The sequence below is a fragment of the Acetomicrobium sp. UBA5826 genome (assembly GCF_002433005.1).
Classification (GTDB): Bacteria; Synergistota; Synergistia; order Synergistales; family Acetomicrobiaceae; genus Acetomicrobium.
Window position 1 is genome coordinate 1 of sequence record NZ_DJHF01000011.1, and the last position, 21,256, is coordinate 21,256.

General features: G+C 47.4%; 18 protein-coding genes. 10 read left to right on the plus strand and 8 right to left on the minus strand.

From position 1 onward, the window contains the following. The first annotated feature begins 162 nt into the window (after window positions 1-162). From B3N34_RS02750 to B3N34_RS02760, 3 genes are read left to right on the plus strand one after another with little or no spacing between them, the layout of a single operon-like run. Window positions 163-885 carry an endonuclease/exonuclease/phosphatase family protein gene (locus B3N34_RS02750; RefSeq protein WP_009200951.1) on the plus strand — a complete coding sequence of 241 codons (723 nt, stop codon included), beginning with the start codon at window positions 163-165 and terminating at the stop codon, window positions 883-885. Window positions 886-912: 27 nt separating this feature from the next. Further along, window positions 913-2,376 (plus strand): cardiolipin synthase, encoded by a 1,464-nt coding sequence (gene cls / locus B3N34_RS02755; RefSeq protein ID WP_286974757.1) that lies wholly within the window; start codon window positions 913-915, stop codon window positions 2,374-2,376. 24 nt (window positions 2,377-2,400) lie between these two features. Continuing rightward, window positions 2,401-3,783: an MFS transporter gene (locus tag B3N34_RS02760; protein ID WP_286974760.1), complete on the plus strand. Its 1,383-nt coding sequence runs from the start codon at window positions 2,401-2,403 to the stop codon at window positions 3,781-3,783. A 114-nt stretch (window positions 3,784-3,897) separates the two neighbouring features. Here the strand turns inward: B3N34_RS02760 and B3N34_RS02765 are convergent, their stop codons facing one another. Further along, complete coding sequence (locus tag B3N34_RS02765) at window positions 3,898-4,161, minus strand: hypothetical protein (protein WP_286974761.1); 264 nt, start codon at window positions 4,159-4,161, stop codon at window positions 3,898-3,900. Between the two features lie 110 nt (window positions 4,162-4,271). On the opposite strand from B3N34_RS02765, the gene B3N34_RS02770 reads away from it, so the two are divergent. Further along, entirely contained in the window at window positions 4,272-4,925 is a 654-nt protein-coding gene (locus tag B3N34_RS02770) for a lactate utilization protein (protein ID WP_286974762.1), read from the plus strand. A gap of 175 nt (window positions 4,926-5,100) precedes the next feature. Here the strand turns inward: B3N34_RS02770 and B3N34_RS02775 are convergent, their stop codons facing one another. From B3N34_RS02775 to trkA, 4 genes are all read right to left on the minus strand, one after another. After that, the gene (locus B3N34_RS02775) at window positions 5,101-6,249 is read right to left on the minus strand and encodes a P1 family peptidase (protein ID WP_286974764.1); all 1,149 of its coding nucleotides are present in this window, start codon (window positions 6,247-6,249) and stop codon (window positions 5,101-5,103) included. Between the two features lie 99 nt (window positions 6,250-6,348). Continuing rightward, window positions 6,349-7,314 carry a DMT family transporter gene (locus tag B3N34_RS02780; protein WP_286974766.1) on the minus strand — a complete coding sequence of 322 codons (966 nt, stop codon included), beginning with the start codon at window positions 7,312-7,314 and terminating at the stop codon, window positions 6,349-6,351. Window positions 7,315-7,401: 87 nt separating this feature from the next. Beyond that, the gene (locus B3N34_RS02785; protein ID WP_286974768.1) at window positions 7,402-8,856 is read right to left on the minus strand and encodes a TrkH family potassium uptake protein; all 1,455 of its coding nucleotides are present in this window, start codon (window positions 8,854-8,856) and stop codon (window positions 7,402-7,404) included. A 2-nt stretch (window positions 8,857-8,858) separates the two neighbouring features. Next, window positions 8,859-10,250, minus strand: a complete 1,392-nt coding sequence (gene trkA, locus B3N34_RS02790) for a Trk system potassium transporter TrkA (protein ID WP_286974770.1) — start codon at window positions 10,248-10,250, stop codon at window positions 8,859-8,861. A gap of 115 nt (window positions 10,251-10,365) precedes the next feature. Here trkA and B3N34_RS02795 point away from each other — a divergent pair, with 115 nt between their 5' ends. From B3N34_RS02795 to B3N34_RS02820, 6 genes are read left to right on the plus strand one after another with little or no spacing between them, the layout of a single operon-like run. Next, a complete protein-coding gene (locus tag B3N34_RS02795) occupies window positions 10,366-11,355 on the plus strand; it encodes an asparaginase (protein ID WP_286974772.1) in 990 nt (329 codons plus the stop codon). A gap of 53 nt (window positions 11,356-11,408) precedes the next feature. Continuing rightward, window positions 11,409-12,410, plus strand: a complete 1,002-nt coding sequence (locus B3N34_RS02800) for a hypothetical protein (RefSeq protein WP_286974773.1) — start codon at window positions 11,409-11,411, stop codon at window positions 12,408-12,410. Between the two features lie 26 nt (window positions 12,411-12,436). Then, window positions 12,437-14,191, plus strand: coding sequence for a carbon starvation CstA family protein (locus B3N34_RS02805; protein ID WP_286974775.1), 1,755 nt, complete (start codon window positions 12,437-12,439; stop codon window positions 14,189-14,191). 26 nt (window positions 14,192-14,217) lie between these two features. Continuing rightward, a complete protein-coding gene (locus tag B3N34_RS02810; protein WP_286974776.1) occupies window positions 14,218-14,478 on the plus strand; it encodes a hypothetical protein in 261 nt (86 codons plus the stop codon). Beyond that, a complete protein-coding gene (locus B3N34_RS02815; protein WP_286974777.1) occupies window positions 14,438-15,454 on the plus strand; it encodes an ArsA family ATPase in 1,017 nt (338 codons plus the stop codon). Before B3N34_RS02810 ends, B3N34_RS02815 begins: the two co-directional genes overlap by 41 nt. Next, complete coding sequence (locus B3N34_RS02820; protein WP_286974779.1) at window positions 15,451-16,050, plus strand: hypothetical protein; 600 nt, start codon at window positions 15,451-15,453, stop codon at window positions 16,048-16,050. The genes B3N34_RS02815 and B3N34_RS02820 overlap by 4 nt, the downstream gene beginning before the upstream one ends. A gap of 50 nt (window positions 16,051-16,100) precedes the next feature. Here B3N34_RS02820 and glmS read toward each other — a convergent pair whose 3' ends face one another. The 3 genes from glmS to B3N34_RS02835 all read right to left on the minus strand — a co-directional run bounded on the left by glmS (window position 16,101) and on the right by B3N34_RS02835 (window position 21,249). Beyond that, window positions 16,101-17,927 (minus strand): glutamine--fructose-6-phosphate transaminase (isomerizing), encoded by a 1,827-nt coding sequence (gene glmS / locus B3N34_RS02825; RefSeq protein ID WP_286974799.1) that lies wholly within the window; start codon window positions 17,925-17,927, stop codon window positions 16,101-16,103. A 408-nt stretch (window positions 17,928-18,335) separates the two neighbouring features. Beyond that, window positions 18,336-19,856: a glycine betaine uptake BCCT transporter gene (locus B3N34_RS02830; RefSeq protein WP_286974781.1), complete on the minus strand. Its 1,521-nt coding sequence runs from the start codon at window positions 19,854-19,856 to the stop codon at window positions 18,336-18,338. Window positions 19,857-19,923: 67 nt separating this feature from the next. Next, window positions 19,924-21,249 (minus strand): glycine/betaine/sarcosine/D-proline family reductase selenoprotein B, encoded by a 1,326-nt coding sequence (locus B3N34_RS02835; protein ID WP_286974783.1) that lies wholly within the window; start codon window positions 21,247-21,249, stop codon window positions 19,924-19,926. Between the last annotated feature and the right edge of the window lie 7 nt (window positions 21,250-21,256).

A 21,256-nucleotide genomic window follows, 5' to 3' on the forward strand; every position in this document is an offset into this window, starting at 1 on the left:
CTACAAAAACTTGACGCGGTCCCCTACGCTTCTTCTACTTGCATTTGGCGGTTTCTATGGTTAATATACCAAGTGAGGAAAACGTCTACTTTAAATAAAAACTTTTATTATTTGTCCTTACGGTTTAAAAAGCGGACGAGGAGGAAAAAAAGATTGCGCTTTGTGCTTTATAACATACGCTATGCTACGGGGACAGGTTGGGATTACCATATTCCCTTTCCGTTTTGGGGTAGTTTCAGGAAAACTGAAAAGAATTTTGAAGATATATCGGACTTTTTGATAAAACTTAACCCCGATATAGTTGGCTTGGTAGAATCCGATGGAGGTACGTACAGGCAAAACGGCAAAAGCCAGCCCGTGGAGATGGCATCGAAGATTGGTGGGACGCCGATATTTGGATGCAAATATCATCCTAAATCCTTTATCACCAAAGCCCCGGTGCTGAAATTGCAGGGCAATGCGGTTGTCTCCAAAATACCGCCGATAAAATCAAATATTAAATATCTCAGCTTTGGGGTAAAGAGAGCCATGTTGGAAGTGGAATACGATGACTTTGTTCTTTATTTGGTCCATTTGTCCCTCGGGCGCAAGGCGAGAGCAAAACAGTTGGAGGAATTGAGCAGGAAGTGTCTTTCGGCAGACAAGCCCGTTATCCTTGCCGGGGATTGCAATACCTTTGGCGGCGAAGAGGAGCTGGAGCCTTTGATAAGGAAGGTAGGGCTTAAAAACGCCAATGCCGACTGCATGCCGACCTATCCCAGCTCATCGCCTCGAATGTTGCTCGATTTCGTTCTCCATAGCCCCAAGATAAAGGTAACTGACCTTTTAATTCCACGGGTGACGTTTTCTGATCACTTGCCCCTTGTGTGCGATTTTGCCCTTTAGCACGAAAATATTATCGAGGTAAGGGATATGCAAGACCTTTCTACCCTGCTTCTTTGGTTGTACAATTTGACCTCATTTTGCATCCGCATAGGAATGCTTTGTTATGTCCCCCTTAAACACGAACCTCCTACAGCCGTGGCATGGTTGTTGGCCATTAATATATGGCCCTGGGGAGGTTTAATTCTCTATTCCCTTTTCGGTTCGACGGGACTGCCCAGGGAAAGATTGCGGCGGCGCCAAACATTGCTGTCGGAATTAGGCAATGCACTTCACGATATCAGGGTTAAAGTACTACAGGAAGTTAATGATCCGGTCTTAAGGGATCAACAAAAGAGAATCAGCTATATGGCCTATAAAATGGTCGATATGAGTCCGGTAGCCGGCAATAAGATGGAATTGTTGGCCGATTTCGAGGAATATTTGGACAGGTTGTGTCAGGATATAGATGAGGCCGAAAGATACGTATATCTCCTTTATTACATATTTTCATACGACAAGATGACGAAAAAACTCTTTAATTCGTTGGAAAGTGCAGCCAGACGAGGGGTTGAATGTCGTATCCTCGTTGATTCTGTCGGAGCGAAGGAATTTTTACGACAACACACGTATTTACTGCGAAGCAGCGGCGTCAAAATTGCCGAGGCTTTACCCTTAAGGTTTCTGAGAAGGACTTCTTTTACTGCAAGATATGACATAAGAAATCACAGGAAAATTGCAATAATCGACGGAAAAGTTGCTTATACCGGTTCTCACAACATCATCGAGCCCTCCTACAATAGAAAAGCCGGGGGACGTCAGTGGCGCGACCTTTCTGTGAGGCTAACCGGACCTGTGGTGATTCAGCTTTTAGCAGTATGTTATGAAGACTGGTATGTTGAAACTCATGAAGATGTGCCTCTGGATAAAATATTGTATTTTCTTCCCAGGCTGAATAAAGAGGGAAATGCTATCGTCCAGACTGTGCCTAGCGGTCCGTCGATGCAGCTGCAAAATTATCAAAGGTTGTTGGTTTTAGCTTTACTGAACGCGGAAAGACGGGTCACTATAACAACTCCCTATTTTATACCCGACAGCGAAACCATGCGCGCCATAGAAACGGCACGCATCATGGGTGTAGAAGTGAGGTTAATTGTGCCCGAGAGAGCCGATAAGCTCATAGTGGGCAGCGTCGCCAGGGCCTACTTCTCTCCCCTCCTTGAAATGGGAGTCAAAATTTACCAATATAAAGGAGATATATTACATGCCAAGACCGTTACAGTAGACGATGGCTTGGCCTTTCTTGGGACAAGCAACTTTGACATTCGTTCATTCGCTTTGGATTTCGAGGTAGATTTGATTTTTTACAGCCAAGAGGAGATAAATTGCATTCTCGGGGCGCAGGAGGCCTATATGGCCCGATCCAAACTATTACACCCCAACGAATGGGAAAAAAGGCCGGCTCTGGAACGCGTGGTTTATGGAATTACCAAGCTGTTCAGTCCTTTGTTTTAATTTCTGCTGTGAGGAGTATTTGCCTTGACGGATAAGTCATTTAAAAGAACAGTGCTTTTTGTCTCGGCAGCGGCCTCGTTCCTGGGGCCTTTTATGATATCGACGGTAAACATAGCTTTGCCGGTCATAGGTATTTATTTCAAAGCTGACGCTGCAGATCTGGGTTGGGTCGCAACCTCTTACATGCTTGCAACGGCAGCTGCCTTAGTCCCCGTGGGAAGGGCTGCCGACATAATCGGAAGAAGGAAGATCTTTTTGTTGGGCGCTGCGCTTTTGGCAATCTTCAACTTTCTTGCATTGTTTTCCATGAATTTGACTTTCCTTATTCTCTGTCGTCTGCTGCAGGGAATAGGCGGTGCAATGATTGTTACGACATCGGTTGCCATACTTGCTTCCATTTTTCCGCCAGGAGAGAGAGGAAGGGCTATGGGCATCAATACGGCAGCGACGTATTTGGGATTATCGATGGGGCCCTTCTGCGGCGGGATTTTAGTCCAAAACTTCGGGTGGAAAAGTATCTTCGTTTCAACGGGTGTTTTCAGCTTATTTGTTTTTTATATGATACTTCGTTATATTAAAAGAGAATGGAGGGTCGCCAAAGATGAGCCCTTCGATATATTGGGCAGCGCTTTATATGTCATCTTTTTGTTGTCATTTATGTATGGCATTTTTCTCGTACCTCAGTTTAAAAGCCTTTATTTCATTTCGGCCGGTATCGTAATCGCCCTTCTGTTTCTAAGGCATCAATGGATTGTTCCTAATCCTGTATTCAATATAAAGCTATTTCTCGGGAATAGGAGTTTTGCTTTTTCTAATTTAGCTGCCTTAATAAATTACGCGGCAACGGCATCGGTTGCCTTTCTGTTGAGCCTCTATTTGCAATATGTCAAGGGTATGTCTCCACAGTTGGCAGGGTCCGTTTTGGTGATACAGCCGGCCATCCAAGCCGGTTTTTCTCCCTTCGCAGGACGCATGTCGGATAACGTCGAGCCGAGGTACATCGCTTCTGCGGGCATGGCCCTTACGGCGTTGGGCCTCTTTTTCTTGTCGCGATTAAGCCTTGCCACATCCTTTTTTCATTTGATGATTTTTGCCCTCTGTTTTTTGGGTTTTGGTTTTGCCCTTTTTTCGTCACCTAATGTTAATGCCATAATGAGTTCCGTCACAAACGAATATTACGGAGCTGCCTCAAGCACTTTAGCCACCATGCGACTGCTCGGTCAAACGATGAGCCTCGCCTTGGCCACGGCAATATTTTCCGTAAAGCTCGAAAAAGCACAAATAGCTGCAAACCTCGATCTATTCTTGGGAAGCGTTAATCTAGCGTTTTTTATCTCGGCTATTACCTGTTTGGCAGGTATTTACTTTTCTTACGTCAGGGGCAAGATACATATCGATAAAACTTAAGACGATCTCGTTCAGAAGCCCACGTTATATTGCTGCAAATGCCAGCCTCCTTGTAAATCGTCATTCATTTATGGAGTCTGGCATTTGCGATGATAAGCGATACGGCTAAACCGATTAACCCCAGACCTTCTTCTCGCTTTCCTGCAGAGCCTCATAAAGGAAGGAGATCGTTTTTTGTTTTAATCGCAAAGCTTCCATCAGCTTGTTTTTAATAACCTCGTCTTCGATCATATGCCAAGTACCGGCAAGTCCGCTCATGGAATCGAGTTCGTCCGCCAGGGTTTCTCTGAGTAATTCCGCTATCTCTAAAGGATCATCCACATGGGAATGATGATGCTCATGTTCAAAATCTCCCTCGGAAGTGACAACTTTACACATCAATATCCTCTCCTTCATTAAGAAATAATTCGCCAATTAATGTTATCATTTTAATGGTAGGAGTCAAGCTGAAGTAATTTTATTCACAAAATATAGAGGAGGGATATTGCATGGCCGATTGGGAAAGGTTCAGAAAAAATCATTATGACCTTTTGGGTAACGCTATGGTGAAAAACTTAGAGAAAAAAGGCTATAAGGCCCTATATGTGGCAACGGCCGATGAAGCCAAGGATTCGGTGCTGGAATTGATACCCGAAGGTGCCAGCGTGGGCATTCCGGGAAGCGTGACGATAAGGGAGTTGGGCCTGCTTGAAGAGTTGGAAAAAAGAGGCAACCAGGTTGTCCACCACTGGGATCCGAACCTTGCGGGAAGGGAGAGATTAAATAGGCTTCGTGATGAGCTTTTGTGCGACGTATTTTTGACGAGCGCCAATGCTATCACCATTGACGGGACTATCGTTAACATCGACGGAAACGGCAACAGGGTTGCCGGAATGGCATGGGCCATGGGGAAGATAATATATGTCATCGGAATGAATAAAGTTTGCCCCGGTGATGTAGATGCGGCTATAGCACGCGTTAAAAACTTCGCTACTCCGCCTAACGCAATGCGACTTAATATCAAAACGCCCTGCGCCTCCCTTGGCTATTGTGTGGACTGCGATTCGCCCGAGCGGGTTTGCCGTGCCATGCTCGTGCTGGAAAGGGCACCTTCCGGGCGGGAATGTCATGTAATTTTAGTGGGCGAGACGCTGGGGTTTTAGTATACACGACAGGTCGGGCGATTATATCGATACCCGACCTGTTTTTTAAGATTCGTAAGGCAACGGCTATCAAGACCGTCATGGATGAGCTCAAAAGAAACCTGGATGTTGTAGATGCATGTCTTGGATTGTGTGAAGGAGGGATCGTTCAACCGCTTTTAGAATCGCATATAAGTTAACATCTATGTTGTTTTATAGTTTTTATTACTTTGTTTATATCTATGCCTTCTCTGACATTGCCGTCTCGTCCCACCACAGTTGTGGCCTTTAAAATGGAGTTCACCGCCGCTTCTTCGACAGCTTCGACCGTTGCCAGAAACAGCGGCGAAAGGGCCTCATTGGTTACCGTAGTGCCTCGTAGGGTCAGTTTGTCGGTCTCGTGGGGAACGGTATGGGCTGTTGAAAAGGCTATAAAGAAGTCTCCGGACCCGTTGCTTCCGTAAAATCCCATCCGGGAAAGTCCTAAAACTGCCCGTTTTGCAACGCGCATCAGCCCTCTGTGAAATAGGGGCGCATCCGTGGCTATGACGACCATGACGGATCCGCCAAGCTCTTTTTCAAAGAGAGGACCGCAAATTCGCTGATTTGTATTTTCAGAGTAAGGAAGATGGCCCAACTTTCTTCCGACAGGAGCTCCGTCGATTGTCAGGGCACCGTCAAAGTTTGTAAGCGCCAAAGCCCCAATCGTATAGCTGCCCAATTCGGGAGGAAGAAGACGGGACGACGTCCCGATTCCGCCCTTCCATCCCGTACAGGAGCTCCCCGTTCCGGCACCGACTGCACCCTCCTTTACAGGCCCTGACTGTGCAGTGGTTAAGGCTTCAAAGACGTGTTCCTTCTTTACATGGCGTCCTTGGATGTCGTTTAAAAATCCGTCGTTTATCTCTCCTACAACCGGATTGACCGTGCAGGTTTGAATGCCGATCTCTGGATTTTGCGTTATCATCCAATCTATGAGCGCATCCGCCACAAGCGGGACGTTCAAAGTATTAGTAAGAAGTATCGGTGTCTCCAGATTTCCTACCTCGTTTATCTGATGTAATCCCGTTGATTTTCCGAAGCCGTTAAAGACGAAAGCTGCAGCCGGTAGCTTTTCCTTGAAAATATTGCCCTCGTGAGGAACGATAGCAGTTACTCCTGTCCGTACGGGTCCCTTTCCCGGCTTTAAGGCTCCTTCGCCCTCAATCAAAGTGCAATGTCCCACCTTAACTCCGTTTACGTCGGTAATAGCGTTGTATTTCCCAGGAGGAAATACTCCGATATTTATGTTAATGTCTCTAGCTCTTGGGCGTTCTTGTATATTTTTATCAGTTATTTTCTCCAAAGTAATTTCTCCTTAAGAATTATTATATCCCGGCACGACTTGAAATAGCGCCAATTCTCTGCCTACACTCGTACATGATCTTTTCCTCGTCCAATGTCTTTACTGCTTTGAGTTAGATATACGAGTGCTGTTTTGTTCGGGAGCATCTTCATTAATTCTGGCATTAGATGGGCGGACAAACCTCTTTAGAATAAAAGCCTCAAGTTCGGTGATTACGACCCCGGTAAATACGATCATTCCGCCCAGGACGACCTGTGCGTTTACTAGCTCTTCGCCAATGAAAACTGCGAATGCGTAGCCGGAAGGGCTTTCCAGGGAAAGCAACACGGCTGCGTGCACCTCGGGGCTATATCTTTGGGCGATGGTCTGCATTAAAAAGGGAATTACAGTGACAAATAAGACTACGTAAAAAATGCCCAACCAGGCTTTGAGCGGAACTGCTTGAAAGGAGGGAAAGGGTTCGATAAAAGACGCTGAAGCCGTCAGGATTACGCTTGCCGAAGCCATCTGAAGGAGCGTCAATGCTGCGGGATCTATTCTTCGGCTGAGGTTGCCCACGAAAAGAACGTGGAGCGCGCACCCCAGCGCAAGCAGCAGAGAAAGCGCGTCTCCTAAGTTAAAACTCATTCCGGGAGTAAATCCCATCACTAGAAGTCCGGCAGTTGCAAGAACTGCTCCAACTGTAGCGACAGGCGACGGCATTTTACTGTAAAATAGTGCGTACAATATGGGTACCATCACGATATAGCTACCTGTTATGAAAGATTGTTTCCCGGGGGTTGTAAAGAGCAGTCCGATGATGTGAGCCACAAAGGTACCTGCCAGTAAAGCTCCCAAGAGACACCCTAAAATGATATCTTGCTTGTTTAAAAGGGATAATCTTGAGTGAAAGAGCAAATAAAGAATACCTGCAGTCAGAAGAAAGCGAACCGACAGCAGCCAAAGGGGCGATATAAAACCAAGTAACCAGTTTGTCGTTCCAAAGCCGGACCCCCAAAGTATGGCCGTAATCAAAAGCGCCATATCCGCTAAAATTACGGTTTTTCTGCTGTTTGTCGCCGTCATCTTATTTCTCCAAAGGTCTCTTTATTTCGTACACTGCATATTCATTATACATCATTATCTGTGTAAGGGTAAAAAAGGATACATAGGTTATCTTTTCCACGTGTCAGGCAAAAAGAGCGCCATCATCGGATAAAGCTCCAGACGTCCAAAGAGCATGCAGAAGGAAAGTATCCATTTGACCGGCATCGTCAGATTTGCGAAATTGTCCATTGGTCCCACGTTACCCAGTCCCGGTCCGATATTTCCAAGGGTAGCAGCCACAGCGGCTATGGCAGTGATCAAATCTACTCCCATTAATGTTAGCAGGAGAAAGGCAATCACGAATACGATTACATACAGCGATAAAAAAGCCAAGATGGAAAGGACAATACCCCATTCCACAGTTTTGCCATTGAGCCTCATCGAATAGTGAGCCCGCGGATGAATCAATGTCTTGAGCTCGATACCGACATGTTTGAGCAGGATCATGAGTCTTACGACTTTCATACCTCCACCGGTCGATCCGGCGCATCCTCCTATCAACATGAGGATGAGCAATAAGGACTGGGCATAAACCGGCCACTGTTCGTAGTCAGCCGTTACAAAGCCCGTGGTCGTCATAATGCTAACGGATTGGAAAGAAACGTAACGAATCGTTTTGGAGACGCTATCGTAAATATTGTTTTTAAACAATATTAGAGATATTGTAACGATGGCTCCTAAAATGACTATAAGATAAAATCTGAATTCCTCATCCCGCCACCATGCGTTTAGATCGCGCCTTGCCAGCAATCTGTAATGTAATGCAAAGTTTGCACCCGCCATGAACATAAATATGGTGACAACAGAATCGACGTAAAGGGAGTTGTATTGCCCTACGCTCCCGTTCAAAGGAGAAAAACCCCCCGTTGCCATCGTGCCGAAAGTATGGGTAAGAGCTTCAAAGGGAGACAAACCTCCGACATACAAAAGAAAGGCCTCAAGAGCGCTTAAAAATAAGTAAACTCCCCACAAAAGAAGAGCAGTATGATGTATTCTGGGCGTCAGTTTTTCGGGCACCGGCCCGGGCACCTCTGCACGAAAAAGTTGACGTCCCCCCACTCCCAGAAAGGGAAGGACGGCCAATCCCAAGACGATGATTCCCATACCGCCTAACCAATGGGTTAGGCTTCTCCAAAAAAGTATCCCTCTGCCGTTGGCCTCTATATCGGTCAGTACTGTAGATCCTGTGGTTGTAAAACCCGATACGGCCTCGAAAAAGGCATCGGTATAGCTGGGAAGGGCTCCGGAAAGCCAAAAAGGTAAGGCCCCTATGGCAGAAACCGAAAGCCAGGATAACCCTACTATCGCCAACGCTTCCCTCGGCCTCATATCAGCCGAGGTGGAATTGCTGCCGGCAAAAAGCAAAATTACGCTTATGGCAATCCCGATTATCATCGAAGAAAATATAGGACCGACTTCGGAAGAATTGTCTAAGTAAGCCCATGCAAGGGGCCACAACATAAATAGCGATACTACTCCTACGATTAGTCCCAAAATTTTCGCTACGATATTGAAACGCATGGCTATAGTCTCTTGGCACCTTTTTTATTTTCTTTTATAAACATGGACAATATTTTGTCTTCATTGGGTGCATTTATGTAGAGCAATATTCTATCTCCAGGTTTCATAACAGTCATTCCGCCGGGAACAAAAATTTCATCGTTTCGTTGGACCAGGACTATAATAGCATAAGGGTACAGATGCAGATCGATAATTTTCTTACCTACGACAGGAGATCCTTCGCCTATCACCAGATCGACCATCTCGGCATTGATTTGTTTCACCGTGGACATGATAGCTCCTTTGGTGTTCAGCGTCACATAGCGCATTATGGCTGCCACGAGGGCTTCATGTGGGTTCACCATAGCATCTAGAGAAAGCCGATTCTCGAGTTTTCTATACGTTTCGTGCCTGACAACGGCGATAGATTTTTTTGCGCCAAGTTCCTTGGCCAAAATTGCCACAAGTATGTTTAGCTCATCATTTGCCGTTGTCGCAACAAAACCATCTACATCGTCTATGCCTTCGCTAAGTAAAACATCTTCATCGGCTACGTTTCCCTGGAGGATAAGGGTTTTGGTTAATTCACCCGACAACCGCTGACATTTCTGAGGGTCGAGATCTATTAAACGGACGTCGATGTCTTTATAATTAGTCTCAAATCTCCTGGCAACTTGAAAACCTATCTTCCCTCCTCCGGCTACCATTATGCGTTTTAATTTGAAATCCTCCTTGATGCCAAACAGACGCTCGAGTAAATGGGCATCTTTTTTCAGCGAAACGACATAGCATAGATCTCCCTCTGCCAATATTGTATTTCCGCGGGGTATAAAACCTTCCTTACTTTGTCTTTCCACGTATACAATTAGGGCATTCACGTCCGGACGAAGCTCCCTCACTTCTTTTAAGGGGCGGCCTGCCATAAGTGCTCCTTTTTTGATTCTCATTGCATATAAAGAAGCAATGCCGTCCCACAGGTCGTCGGAGACGATAATCGAACTCATGGATAGCATGTTTTCTATAACTCCCGCTACGGATCTTTCGGGAGAGATCATTTCATCTATACCTATTGCATCGGCCCAAATGCGGTTATCGGTGAACTCAAGGTTTCTGGCTCTGGATATGGTGTGCTTAACCCCGGCTTTTTTAGCGATCCAGCATGACAAGATATTAACTTCATCCCTATCGGTACATGCGATCAGCAAAGAAACGTCTCCGCCCTCATGTATGCCGGCCTGAGCCAGAATTTGCGGTCTGGCGCCGTTGCCTGTGATGACCATTACGTCAAGCATTTCATCGATTTTAGCTGCCTTTTCTTCATCTTGCTCGATTACGATGACGTCATGTCCTAGGTCGACCAATTTCTTCGCCACATTGAAACCAACGTTCCCTCCGCCAACAACCACGGTTCGCACCGTGAATCACCCTTCCCGTTTTATATAGTCCTCGGAGCACAATTTTAACATTACCCCCTCTTTTTTGAAACTCAAAAAGTGTTACACTTGTACTTACGTTTAGGAGGTGTTTAGGATGTCGGGAAGCTCCAAGGTCTTGCTAGTAGCTGCGGGCGGAACCATTGGCATGACGTATGACGAACGCGCCAAGGGTTACGTGCCGAGCCTGAACGCAGGAGAAATGCTTTCATGGCTTAAATCCAAAGATCTTCCATGCGAAGTAAGCGTAGTGGATTGGAGCCATCAGCCAAGCAGTCACTACAACATCAGGATGATGGCCGATCTCGTGGAATTATTGAGAAAGGAAGCCGCTCAAGGCCTTAGTGGGATAGTCGTGACCACCGGAACGGACTCCATGGAGGAAATGGCTTATTTGGTTGACCTCCTCTGGCCCTACCCCTACCCCGTGATATTTACCGGATCCATGGTGCCTCATGGAGAGTTGAGTTCTGACGGCCCTCTTAACTTATACCATTCCTTACTTGCCGCTTCCTCCGAATCCACCTGGGGGCTCGGCGTTTTGATATGTTTTCAGGATCAATTGTTTGCTGCCAACGAGGTTTGTAAGCTCAATAGCTACAGAAGGGATGCCATAGCTACCTTCAACAAGGGGCCCGTTGCTGAGATAGTGGCGAACAAGATATGTGTGTTGAAAAAGCCAAAACGCGGAAGGGTAATCGAAGAGATGGTCCAACCGGCAAAGGAAGTGGAGGTCCTTTGGGCTACCCTAGGAGGCGGAGAGAGGATTTTAAAAATGCTGGCCGAGGACGAGAATTTGGAGGGGTTGGTCCTGGCCGGCTTTGGGGCTGGAAACGTAAATCCGGCGTGGGTACCGCAAATAAGACAAATCGTTCGCAACGACGTACCTGTGGTCATTACCTCGAGATGTCTACAGGCTCGAGTCTTGACCTGCTATGGCTATGAAGGGAGCGCTCAAAAGTTGATAGAGCTTGGAGTCCTTTCGGGTGGCAACCTGAGTCCCCTTCAGGCCAGGTTAAAGCTGGCCGTGGGAATAGGTAAAGGCTTCACCGGAAAGGACCTGCAGAGCTATCTGCTGGATCAGTAGGAAGAAGTCAAAACCTTATTCGTTTGATTTTCAGTCGAGAGGAGAAAAACTCTGTGGATTACGAGACAATTTTACTGTTGTTCGATAGGGATCACCCATGCTGGGATGAAGAAACGCTAGTCTTGATCGGGGAAGATTGCAGGGGATTGAAAAAACTTGAGGATCTTGGATTCCTTGAGGTAGATAATGGGATTTACAGCCTCACCGAAAAAGGTCGTCAAGCCTTCAAAAAACTTTGCCTTGAGCAATTCATCGACGAAGAGCCCGCTGCTTCTCCCAAGAGCTTTCAAGAAAAAAGACAGAGCCTCTGGCGCACCAGGCTTCAAGTTCTTTTGGACAACAGCTTTACCTCGCGATGGGGGCTCAAGGAGTTTTATCCGGGAAAAGCCCTCAAATATGTGCCACCTTTAAGAGGAAGCCAAATATTCAAATTAAAGGACAACCATATCGATTGGACATACCTATGCCACGAGAGCGTCGTCAAGATAAAAGAGCATTTTAACCTCACCGGCTTGAAAGCTCGGGAGGCGACTCCTCCAGGCATCGAAGAAATTAAAACCTGGATGGATGAAAACGAAATTTCTTGCGAATCTTTTGTTGTGGATTTGTTTTTTCTCTCTCGATACGATTTTGCCTACTACATGCAATTTCCAAAGCATCCCAACGACATTTTAGGGCTTGTAAACGCCGACAGGTTCTTTTTCTTCAAGGTTTCTCCACCCTTCGAGGATCATATTAAAGACTACATAGAAACGATAGGCAAGGTGCATCTTTTCCTGATGAACCAGCGGCACATATGTATGCCGGGTTATTACGACCTGGATCTGGCTGATCAGGATTCGCTCAGTTGGGTGATTTGGGTTACCGAAACCGAGGAAGAAGCATTAAAGCTTGTCGGCTGTATTAATCCCTTCGGCCAATCGCTGATTGAGCCTGCAAAGCCGATGGATATATGGATCATAAGCGCAGAAAAGCTCAAAGAGATTAGAGAAAAACAGGAGACGCTTTTTGACCTTTTCTCCTTGATAGCCCATCCTGTGGCAAGAACGATATAAACTTTTTATAAAGGAGGTTTGAAGGGATGAACACCTCGGTTTTATTGATAATAGGAATCGTCATTTATCTCGTCTGCTATTTATGGTACGGCAAAAGCCTCGAGCGAAGGGTCGTCGGAGCGGATAATTCAAGACCAACCCCTGCGCATTCCAAATTTGACGATGTAGATTTTGTTCCCTCGCACCCTGCCGTCTTATTCGGACATCACTTCGCTTCAATTGCAGGCGGAGCGCCAATACTCGGCCCTGCGTTGGCCATGGCCTGGGGCTGGTGGGCCGGTTTGCTTTGGATTTGGTTTGGAAACATATTGATTGGAGCAGTCCACGACTATTTGGCCATCATGGCTTCAGTACGACACGAGGGTAGATCGATCCAGTGGATAGCCGGCAAGATGATGCGCCCGCGCACGTCCTACCTTTTCCAGGTATTCGCTTACCTCACGCTTGTCCTGGCCCTTGCTGCGTTCGCTACATCTTTAGCATATCTATATATAGCCCGTCCCGACGTGGCGAGCATGTCCGTTTGGTTTATAGCAGCTGCAATTGTAACGGGTATTTTGCTGTACAAGCTGCGGATCAACTTTGTATTAGGAAGCATTATTGGGATTTTCCTGACCCTCGGTGCTATATGGCTGGGGTCTTTGACCCCGCTGAGCATCAGTTATAAGGGGTGGTTAATTATATTCTTCGTATATATGATGGCAGCTAGTGCCTTGCCGGTGTGGATATTGCTTCAACCGCGGGACTACCTTAACTCCTATATACTCGTCTTTGGTCTTGCCCTGGGAGTTGTTGCCTTGATTTTTGCGGGGGCAAAGATGGAGTTGGCCGGCTTTACAAGTTGGAGTCCGAATATCGTCGGAGGAGTACCGTCTCCCTACTGGCCCGTCGTTCCCCTGATAATTGCCTGTGGTTCCCTCTCGGGGATACACGGGCTCATTGGCTCAGGAACAACCTCCAAACAGCTTGACAAGGAGACTCAGGGCCTTATTGTAGGCTACGGAGGCATGCTGACCGAAGGGTTGCTCTCTTCGGTCGTAACGGTGACCATTGCTGCCTTCGGCTTGCTCGTATTTAAGGAAGCAAGCGGAAAGCTCGAAGGCATCGGCGTGGTGGCCGAAGGCCTCAAGGAACCTCTCTATCTTGGCAAAAATTATGTAAAAGCCATAGGAGCTGTCGGAGGTCCCTTGGGCATTTTTACGGAAAGCTACGGAAGACTTTTCGAGCAGGCCTTTGGCATCTCTGCCCAGGCAGGGACGATCTTTTCGAGCCTGTGGGTTTCTGCCTTTACCCTTACCTCCATGGATACAGGGAACAGAGTGTTGCGTTTTGCCTGGGAAGAGGTGTGGGAGCCGCTCAAAAGCAGCGGAGGGACGTTTCACAGGGCGATTACCCACCGTTGGCTGGCGTCGGCTATACCATCGGCTCTGAGCATAGGTCTTGCCTGGGGCAAAGCCTACAGCGTGCTATGGCCAGCCTTCGGCGGCGCAAATCAAATGCTTGCAGCCGCTACTTTGTTAACTATCGCTCTGTGGGTGTTGCAGCTTGGCACTGCTCCCAAAGGGCACGTCAGGTTCATAATCGCCTGTGCCGGAGCTTTATGGTTTACAGTCTTCGTAGGGCTTTGGTGGTTTTTGTTTGCCGTACCCTCTTCGCCTTTGGTGCAGGGATTCGTAATTTTGGAGATCCTTCTGGCCCTTGTATTCCTATATGATTTTTATCGTTCTTTGCAGAATACGTCGACTCTAAAAGCAAAATATCCCGAGACGATAAAGCCTTAATTTAAGACTTGAGCGAAGGCAGTTCCATGATTGGCGAGGACTTTTTTGAGCTTTTAAAGAAAATGACAAAACTTCAGGCCACGGATTACGTCAAAGCGGAACTTACGGCGCAGGAAGAGGCATTTGCCCTTTTGCTTTTGGGCAGCTTCATCGGGTTACCGGCTCCTTCGGCGGGGTTGGTAATCCGGCTTCTTCCTCATTTGGGGCCGGAACTTGAACTTTTAGAAAGGCGAGTGGCAGAAAGCGATGACCTTTTTGCGCAAGTTGCTGGGGTCCTTAGGATCTAGGCCGGAAAAAAGCAAATCTTTTGCCAATGAGGGATGCGCAAAGTCTAAGCGCTTCATCGTAATGGGCAAAGGCGGAACGGGAAAGACCACGATCTCTTCCGCATTGGCACGCGCTCTTTCGTCGAAGGACAAAGGTGTCTTGGCCGTCTCTTTAGATCCTGCCCACAATTTGGGCGATGTCCTAGGGTGCCCCTTAAGTAGCGAGCCTCAAACGATTGACGATCGCCTGACCGCCTTTGAATTGGATTTGGACGAGCAAGTACAACGCTTCGTCGAAGAAAAGTTGCGTAGGATGCGCCCCTTTTATGGCAATTTACAAATATTTAACGCGGACAAATTACTTGAGACCATCAAGCAATCTCCGGGCATGGAGGAATTTGCCGTCCTTGAAGCCATTAGGGAGATATCTACTTTTGCGGAAAAGTGCGATGCAGTGGTGCTTGATACCCCTCCCACCGGCATGACCGTGAGAGTTTTGTCCCTTCCCGATATCACGCTTATTTGGATAGCCGAACTCATGAAGTTGCGTTCTAAAATTTTGGACAGGCGCGCTTACATTCAAAATATCGAAGGAAGCGATGTCGAAACTAATCCGAGCAACGATCCTGTCATGGCTGAACTTTGCAGGTATAAGAACGAAATTGAGTCGACCAAGAACTTTTTGCTCGGGGAAGATTCGTTTATATTTTTGGTGCTTCAGGCCGATAAACTTTCGGTATCAGAGACGGAAAGGACTATCAGAAAACTCGACAGCAACGGTTATCGAATAGGCGCCTGTTTTATAAACAGGGCTTCGAAAGGTGAAAGGCGCGCTTTCCTCTATGATTCTTGCGGGTTATCGAACTTGATGAAACTTTACGACAAGATACCCTGGATAGAGTTACCCGACCTTGGAAGGGACATCTCCGACCCTCAAAATTTGCTCATCCTAGGCGATATAATTTGCAATTTTCTCGATGCGGGTGATGCAAGGTGAACGCGGGCGTTGCTTTATTGGTCATTTTAGGTTTGGTGGCAAGCCTTCAATACTGGCGTGGCAGGAGGTTGAACTTAACTTTAATCAGGGAGCTTTCAAGGCAGATGGAGGAAGCTCTTCAACCTGTAAACAAAAATTACACTTGGATAGGCGGGTATGTCGGCGTAGTGGCCGAATATGATTTGAAGCACGAGGTTTACGAAAAGGTCAAGGGGACAATTTCTCTCTTGCCACATCACAGCTTGCTTTATTTCCCCCTGTCCCTTCTTTTGGGGCGAAAGGACAGGGTTTATATATTGATCTATCCCAAAAGAAATCTTAAAGGGAAAGCTCATATAGCGAGGGGAAAAATCAAAGGTATATCTCAAGCTTCTTTCAAAGATACGGTGAGAGTAAAGGGCGTTGTCCTGCAAAGGTGCTATAACAGCAAAGAAGAGGCCGAATTTATGACGAAGATCATCTCCCGGCTCAAAGATCCTTCCTCCTTGGAGCACCTGGCTGCCAATGTTGAGGAAAACGCCTATTATGCTAGGTTAAGGATCGGCCGTGGGGATATTTCAGAGCTGTTAAGGTGTTTTATTGCGACCGTAAATTAATATATAAATATGACGCCGAAGTTTGAAGTTTTCGGCGCCATATTATGATTTTATTCTACCGTAACGCTCTTAGCTAAGTTCCTGGGCTTGTCTATTTCGCATCCGCGCTTTTTGGCTACGTGGTAGGCAAAAAGCTGTAAGGGCACGACCGTCACGAAGGGAGAAAACTCCTCCAAAGTTGATGGAACGTATAAGACATGGTCCACGTCGCTGGCCAGGCGCCTGTCGCCATCGAAACCCACTGCAATAATAGGAGCGTGCCTTGCCTTTGCCTCCTGTATATTGGACAATGTTTTCTCGTAAAGGCTGTCTTTGGGTGCAATGACCACCACAGGCACGTTTGGATCAATTAACGCGATTGGACCGTGTTTCATCTCACCTGCGGCGTAAGCTTCGGCGTGAATGTAGGATATTTCCTTTAGCTTCAATGCTCCCTCGAGGGCTACGGGGAAAGATGTCCCCCTTCCCAAAAACAGGAAGTTTTTGTAATCTGCAAACCTCCACGCCAGATCTTCGATGGAGGGCTCGCGTTCCAATATAGTCTCTATCTTGTAAGCCAGCTGAATCATTTCGTCGGTCAATTCCTTTTGCTTTTGATCGGATAGGGTGCCCTTAATTTTTGCTATATACAGCGCCAGCAGGTAGAGGGAAGTTATCTGTCCCATAAAGGTCTTTGTCGCCGCTACCCCTATCTCCGGGCCGGCTTTGAGAAGCAAAAAGTCATCGCAGCTTCTTGCAAGCGTAGAGCCCTGAACGTTAGTGACTGCCAATGAATACGCCCCTGATTCGCGAGCTTTTCTTTGAGCTGCAAGGGTATCGGCGGTTTCTCCCGATTGAGAGACGAAGACTACCAAAGTATCGGGAGAAATCTTGCTGTCCCTGTAACGATATTCGGAGGCGATGTCTACCTTTATATCTAGATCAGTCCAACGTTCGAAAACCCTTTCAGCGATTAGCGATGCATAATAGGATGTTCCGCAGGCAACCAGGTGTATTGCCTTGAACCCCTTGATGGTCTCTTCATCCATGGCGAGTTCGCCCGACAGGTCCACCTTTCCGTCGTGGACCCTGCCTTTGATAGTAGCTCTGCAAACTCCTCCCTGCTCGTGGATTTCCTTCAGCATATAGTGAGGATATCCGCCCATCTCGGCCATCGATAGATCCCATTCTATAAAAAAGCTTTTTTTCTCGATGGGCATTCCCCTTTCGTCCCACAGCTTAATTCCCCGGGGCGAAAGCTCTGCAATGTCCCCTTCGTCCATGTATATAACTTTCCTCGTATAGGGAAGGATGGCCGGAATATCTGAAGCGCAAAGCGTCTCGCCATCTCCCAGTCCCAACACAAGGGGTGAGCCCTTGCGCATACAGTATATGTGATCGGTATCATCCCTGTTTAGTATCGCCAAGGCATAGGAACCCCTCAACCTAGACTGCAGGTACGTAAGGGCGTTTAACATATTGCCATCGTATATTTTATAGAGCAAATGAGCTATCACTTCTGTATCCGTCTGAGAAGCGAAGGTAATGCCCTGGGTAGATAGCTCTTCTTTAAGTTCGTGATAATTCTCTATTATGCCGTTATGAGCCAGGACAAAACGCTTATATCCGTCCGAGTGAGGGTGGGCGTTTACCGCGGAGACTCCGCCGTGTGTAGCCCAACGGGTATGGCCTATACCGATGTTGCCCTTTGGAGCGCGATTGGAGACGATGCGCTCCAGATCTGAAACTTTCCCGACTTCCTTTATGATCTCTATCTCATTGCCGTCGTTAATGGCAATTCCTGCAGAATCATATCCCCTATACTCCAGCCTTTTCAATCCATCTAAAAGCACATCACAAACATTTCGATAGCCAATATAACCGACTATACCGCACACTGCTGCTTCATCCTTTCTATTTCCCGACAAACGGAAGACTGTCGCCTCCTTTGTCCCGCAGATCGCTCCACGGTTTTGTAAGACGACTTACTGGCCTACCTTCCCAGGCCACGGGGGCATCCGCCGATAGGTTCGATTCTCCCCCAACCTCGTCAACTGGTCTGCAACCAGTCCAGGCGCTTGACCACACTACCGCTGGTTCCGTAAATGTCTAAAAATATCTTTCGATGCCCTTCACCTCCTTTAAGCCGAACAACATCTCTACATAAAGAAGAGAGATGGGCGCTTCTTGAGGAAGCGCCTCTCTCCTTCTTTTGTCAGTATATCTAAAAACCCGGAAATTATCAATAAAGTTTCACATGAGAGATTGCTTTTAATTCAGCGTAGATATAAAGTAGAGAAACATCTTCAGCTTCCAATCTCCCTTAAAGCTGCCTCGTCGGATTTTAAGGCCTTCACCAGAGAATAGCAGGCAAGGACCATGATAATAGCGAAAGGAGCTGCGGCAGCTATGGAAGCTATTTGCAGTGCCTGCAGTCCTCCTCCCATCAATAGCACAAAGGCCAGTGCTGCTTGCAATATTCCCCAAATTGCCATCTTTTGTCTGGGCGGGTTTAGGTCTCCTTGAGTCGAGTACATCGACAGGACGAAGGTCGCAGAGTTGGCTGAGGTTATGAAAAATGTAGAGATCAATATTACCATTACTGCGGACATTATCATCCCCAAAGGATAGTGCATGTACATTTCAAAGACTCCCGTGGAAATGTCGGTGCTCACGGTAGAGGCAATATTAGCCAAGCCCTTAAGCTCCAAATGAAGAGCTGAGGTTCCAAATACGGCAAACCAGGTAAAACAACCCAATGCTGGGACGACAAGCACTCCTGTAACGAATTGTCTTATAGTCCTTCCCCTCGAGATCCTTGCGATAAAGGAGCCCACAAATGGTGCCCAGGCGATCCACCAGGCCCAGTAAAAGAGCGTCCAACCTCCGAGCCACTGTCTGAATTCTCCGCCATATGGAGCCAGGGCAAAACTTTCGGAAACAACGTTAGCCAAATATTCCCCTATACCCGTAAGAAGGGATTCCAATATGGAGATGGTTGGGCCCAGTGCGAAAAGGGACAAACACAACAGCGTGGCGATAAATAGATTGAGATTGGCAATGAACTTAATGCCCCTTTCCAATCCCGATACGGCCGATCCTGTATAAACAAGACACAATGCTGCAATTATAAGAAATTGGACAGTTATGGTCTGAGGCACCCCGAATATGTATTTTAACCCGCTGTTGATCTGCAAAACGCCAAGGCCAAGCGAGGTAGCCACACCTGCGGCTGTCGCAAAAATGGCCAGGACATCCACTAATTTGCCGAAAGGTCCCCTCACGCCCTTCTCTCCTATGAGGGGAGTAAAAAAGCTGCTAATCAGCCCCGGCGAATCTTTCCTAAACTGAAAATATCCTAATGGCAAAGCGATGACCGTATAAGCTGCCCAGGGATGCAAACCCCAGTGAAAGAAGGAAATCCTCATAGCATCTGTGGCTGCCTTGACAGAACCAGGTTCAGATGCAAAGGGTGGATTCAAAAAATGAAATATCGGCTCGCCAACTCCGTAGAATACCAGCCCCACGCCCATTCCGGCAGAAAAGAGCATTGCAAACCATGAAAGAGTGTTGAATTCGGGCTTGGAGTCGGCAGGGCCGAGCTTCAGTTTTCCGTACTTGCTTATCGCCAATCCGACGGGGAAGACGACGAAAAAGGTCATGGAAAGCATGTACCCCCAGCCGAAGTTTTGTATGAGGAAGTTAAAGAGGCTGTTTGCCGCCGATCCGAAGCCTTCGGGAGATAGGAGCCCCCATATAACTATAGCGGCGATGACTAACATGGAGATTATATATACCGAATTATCCTTGCGATTGTCGTTTATCATCCTGCGGCCTCCTTTGTGATGACAAATGTGATACGCAAAAGGGAGGCTCAAGGCCTCCCATTTCAAACTATATCTTTATCGGAAAAACTGTCTGTTCGTTAATGTCAGTCTCGAGAGCATCGAGAGCCACGCCGACTCGATGATAGCGTAATTTCCATTCGTCTTCCGTCGAAAGGTTGGGGTTTCCGAGGGGATAGGGAACCGCAACACCGGGTACGATGCGATTTACGCCTACGGTCTTGGCAATATTGATGAGGTTGCAAATTACCACCACAGGAATGCCCGTGCGTTCGATTTCTTTTGCGATCGTTGACCCGCAACGAGTACAGGTTCCTCAAGTCGCTGTCAAAACGACGGCTCCTACGTTTCTTTCCTTGAGCTTTTGGGCTATCTCCCGGCCCATTCTGGCTGCTTCGGCCTGTGTGGTGCCGGTGCCAACGGTTACGTAATATTGGTCATCAACTTCTACGATGCGCCCTTCTTTTTGGTACTGGCGTATGGCGTCAAGGGGAAGGACGACGTTGGGGTTTTTGTTGGCCTGCTCGGGATCGTAACCGGCATGAATTGTCTTAAACTCAGGGGCCGTTAGGAGATCGAGCTTGGAAATGTCGTAGGCGCCCCATTTTGTCGCCGAACATGACTGTATCCTGTCGGGGTTGTCCTTAGGGACGATGCCGCCGGAAGTGACTAAGGCAATCTTTACCTTGCGAAGGTCCTTTACCGCTGGAGCTATAGGCACCCTTTCCTGTTTTGGTATGGGAAGTTCTGTCTCGTAGGGCTCGCCTTTGAGCTTTTTAAGGAGCATTTCAAATGCCCTGTCGGCTGCACATTTAGGCTCCACACCAAAGTCCTCGAGGAAGACCTCATGACGTATGCCTCTTGGAAAGTAGCCTTCCATTGAGGCAGGAAGCAGTTTATCTCCACGCGCTATTTTATCGGCAAAGGCGGCCATCTTTTCGACGTCCTGCTTCATATAGGTTGCCCTGCGCCCGCCCTTGAATATGTACATGTTGGGTTTAAACATCTCGACGGCAGGGTTTTCCTCGTTCATGGAGGTGATAACTGGGACATCGAACTTTTCCTTTACGGCTTTGCAGATCGTTCCGCAGGCCACGCCGTAGCGACCTGCATTAAAGGCAGGACCTGCCAGGAAGATGTCGAACTTCAATCCCTCAAGCATCTTTAAAATCCGAGCGACCGCATCTTCTGGGTGAGATGCCATGAAGTTGTCCCCGCATATCACGGTATGGGTGATCTTTACTTCCTTCATGGCTTCGTTTAAAAGAAGCCCTGGCCCGACCGGACCTTCCTGCAATACAGGCTCGAAATCGGCGCTTTCTTCTCCTCCCACCTGTCCGAAGAACTGGTTTATGTAATGAACGGCCTTTAACATAAAATCA

Coding starts and splice junctions, on each gene's coding strand:
- B3N34_RS02810 (WP_286974776.1), top strand. CDS start 14,218: ATGATTGGCGAGGACTTTTTTGAGCTTTTAAAGAAAATGACAAAACTT.
- B3N34_RS02815 (WP_286974777.1), top strand. CDS start 14,438: ATGACCTTTTTGCGCAAGTTGCTGGGGTCCTTAGGATCTAGGCCGGAA.
- B3N34_RS02765 (WP_286974761.1), bottom strand. CDS start 4,161: ATGTGTAAAGTTGTCACTTCCGAGGGAGATTTTGAACATGAGCATCAT.
- B3N34_RS02770 (WP_286974762.1), top strand. CDS start 4,272: ATGGCCGATTGGGAAAGGTTCAGAAAAAATCATTATGACCTTTTGGGT.
- B3N34_RS02795 (WP_286974772.1), top strand. CDS start 10,366: ATGTCGGGAAGCTCCAAGGTCTTGCTAGTAGCTGCGGGCGGAACCATT.
- cls (WP_286974757.1), top strand. CDS start 913: ATGCAAGACCTTTCTACCCTGCTTCTTTGGTTGTACAATTTGACCTCA.
- B3N34_RS02805 (WP_286974775.1), top strand. CDS start 12,437: ATGAACACCTCGGTTTTATTGATAATAGGAATCGTCATTTATCTCGTC.
- B3N34_RS02785 (WP_286974768.1), bottom strand. CDS start 8,856: ATGCGTTTCAATATCGTAGCGAAAATTTTGGGACTAATCGTAGGAGTA.
- B3N34_RS02780 (WP_286974766.1), bottom strand. CDS start 7,314: ATGACGGCGACAAACAGCAGAAAAACCGTAATTTTAGCGGATATGGCG.
- B3N34_RS02830 (WP_286974781.1), bottom strand. CDS start 19,856: ATGATAAACGACAATCGCAAGGATAATTCGGTATATATAATCTCCATG.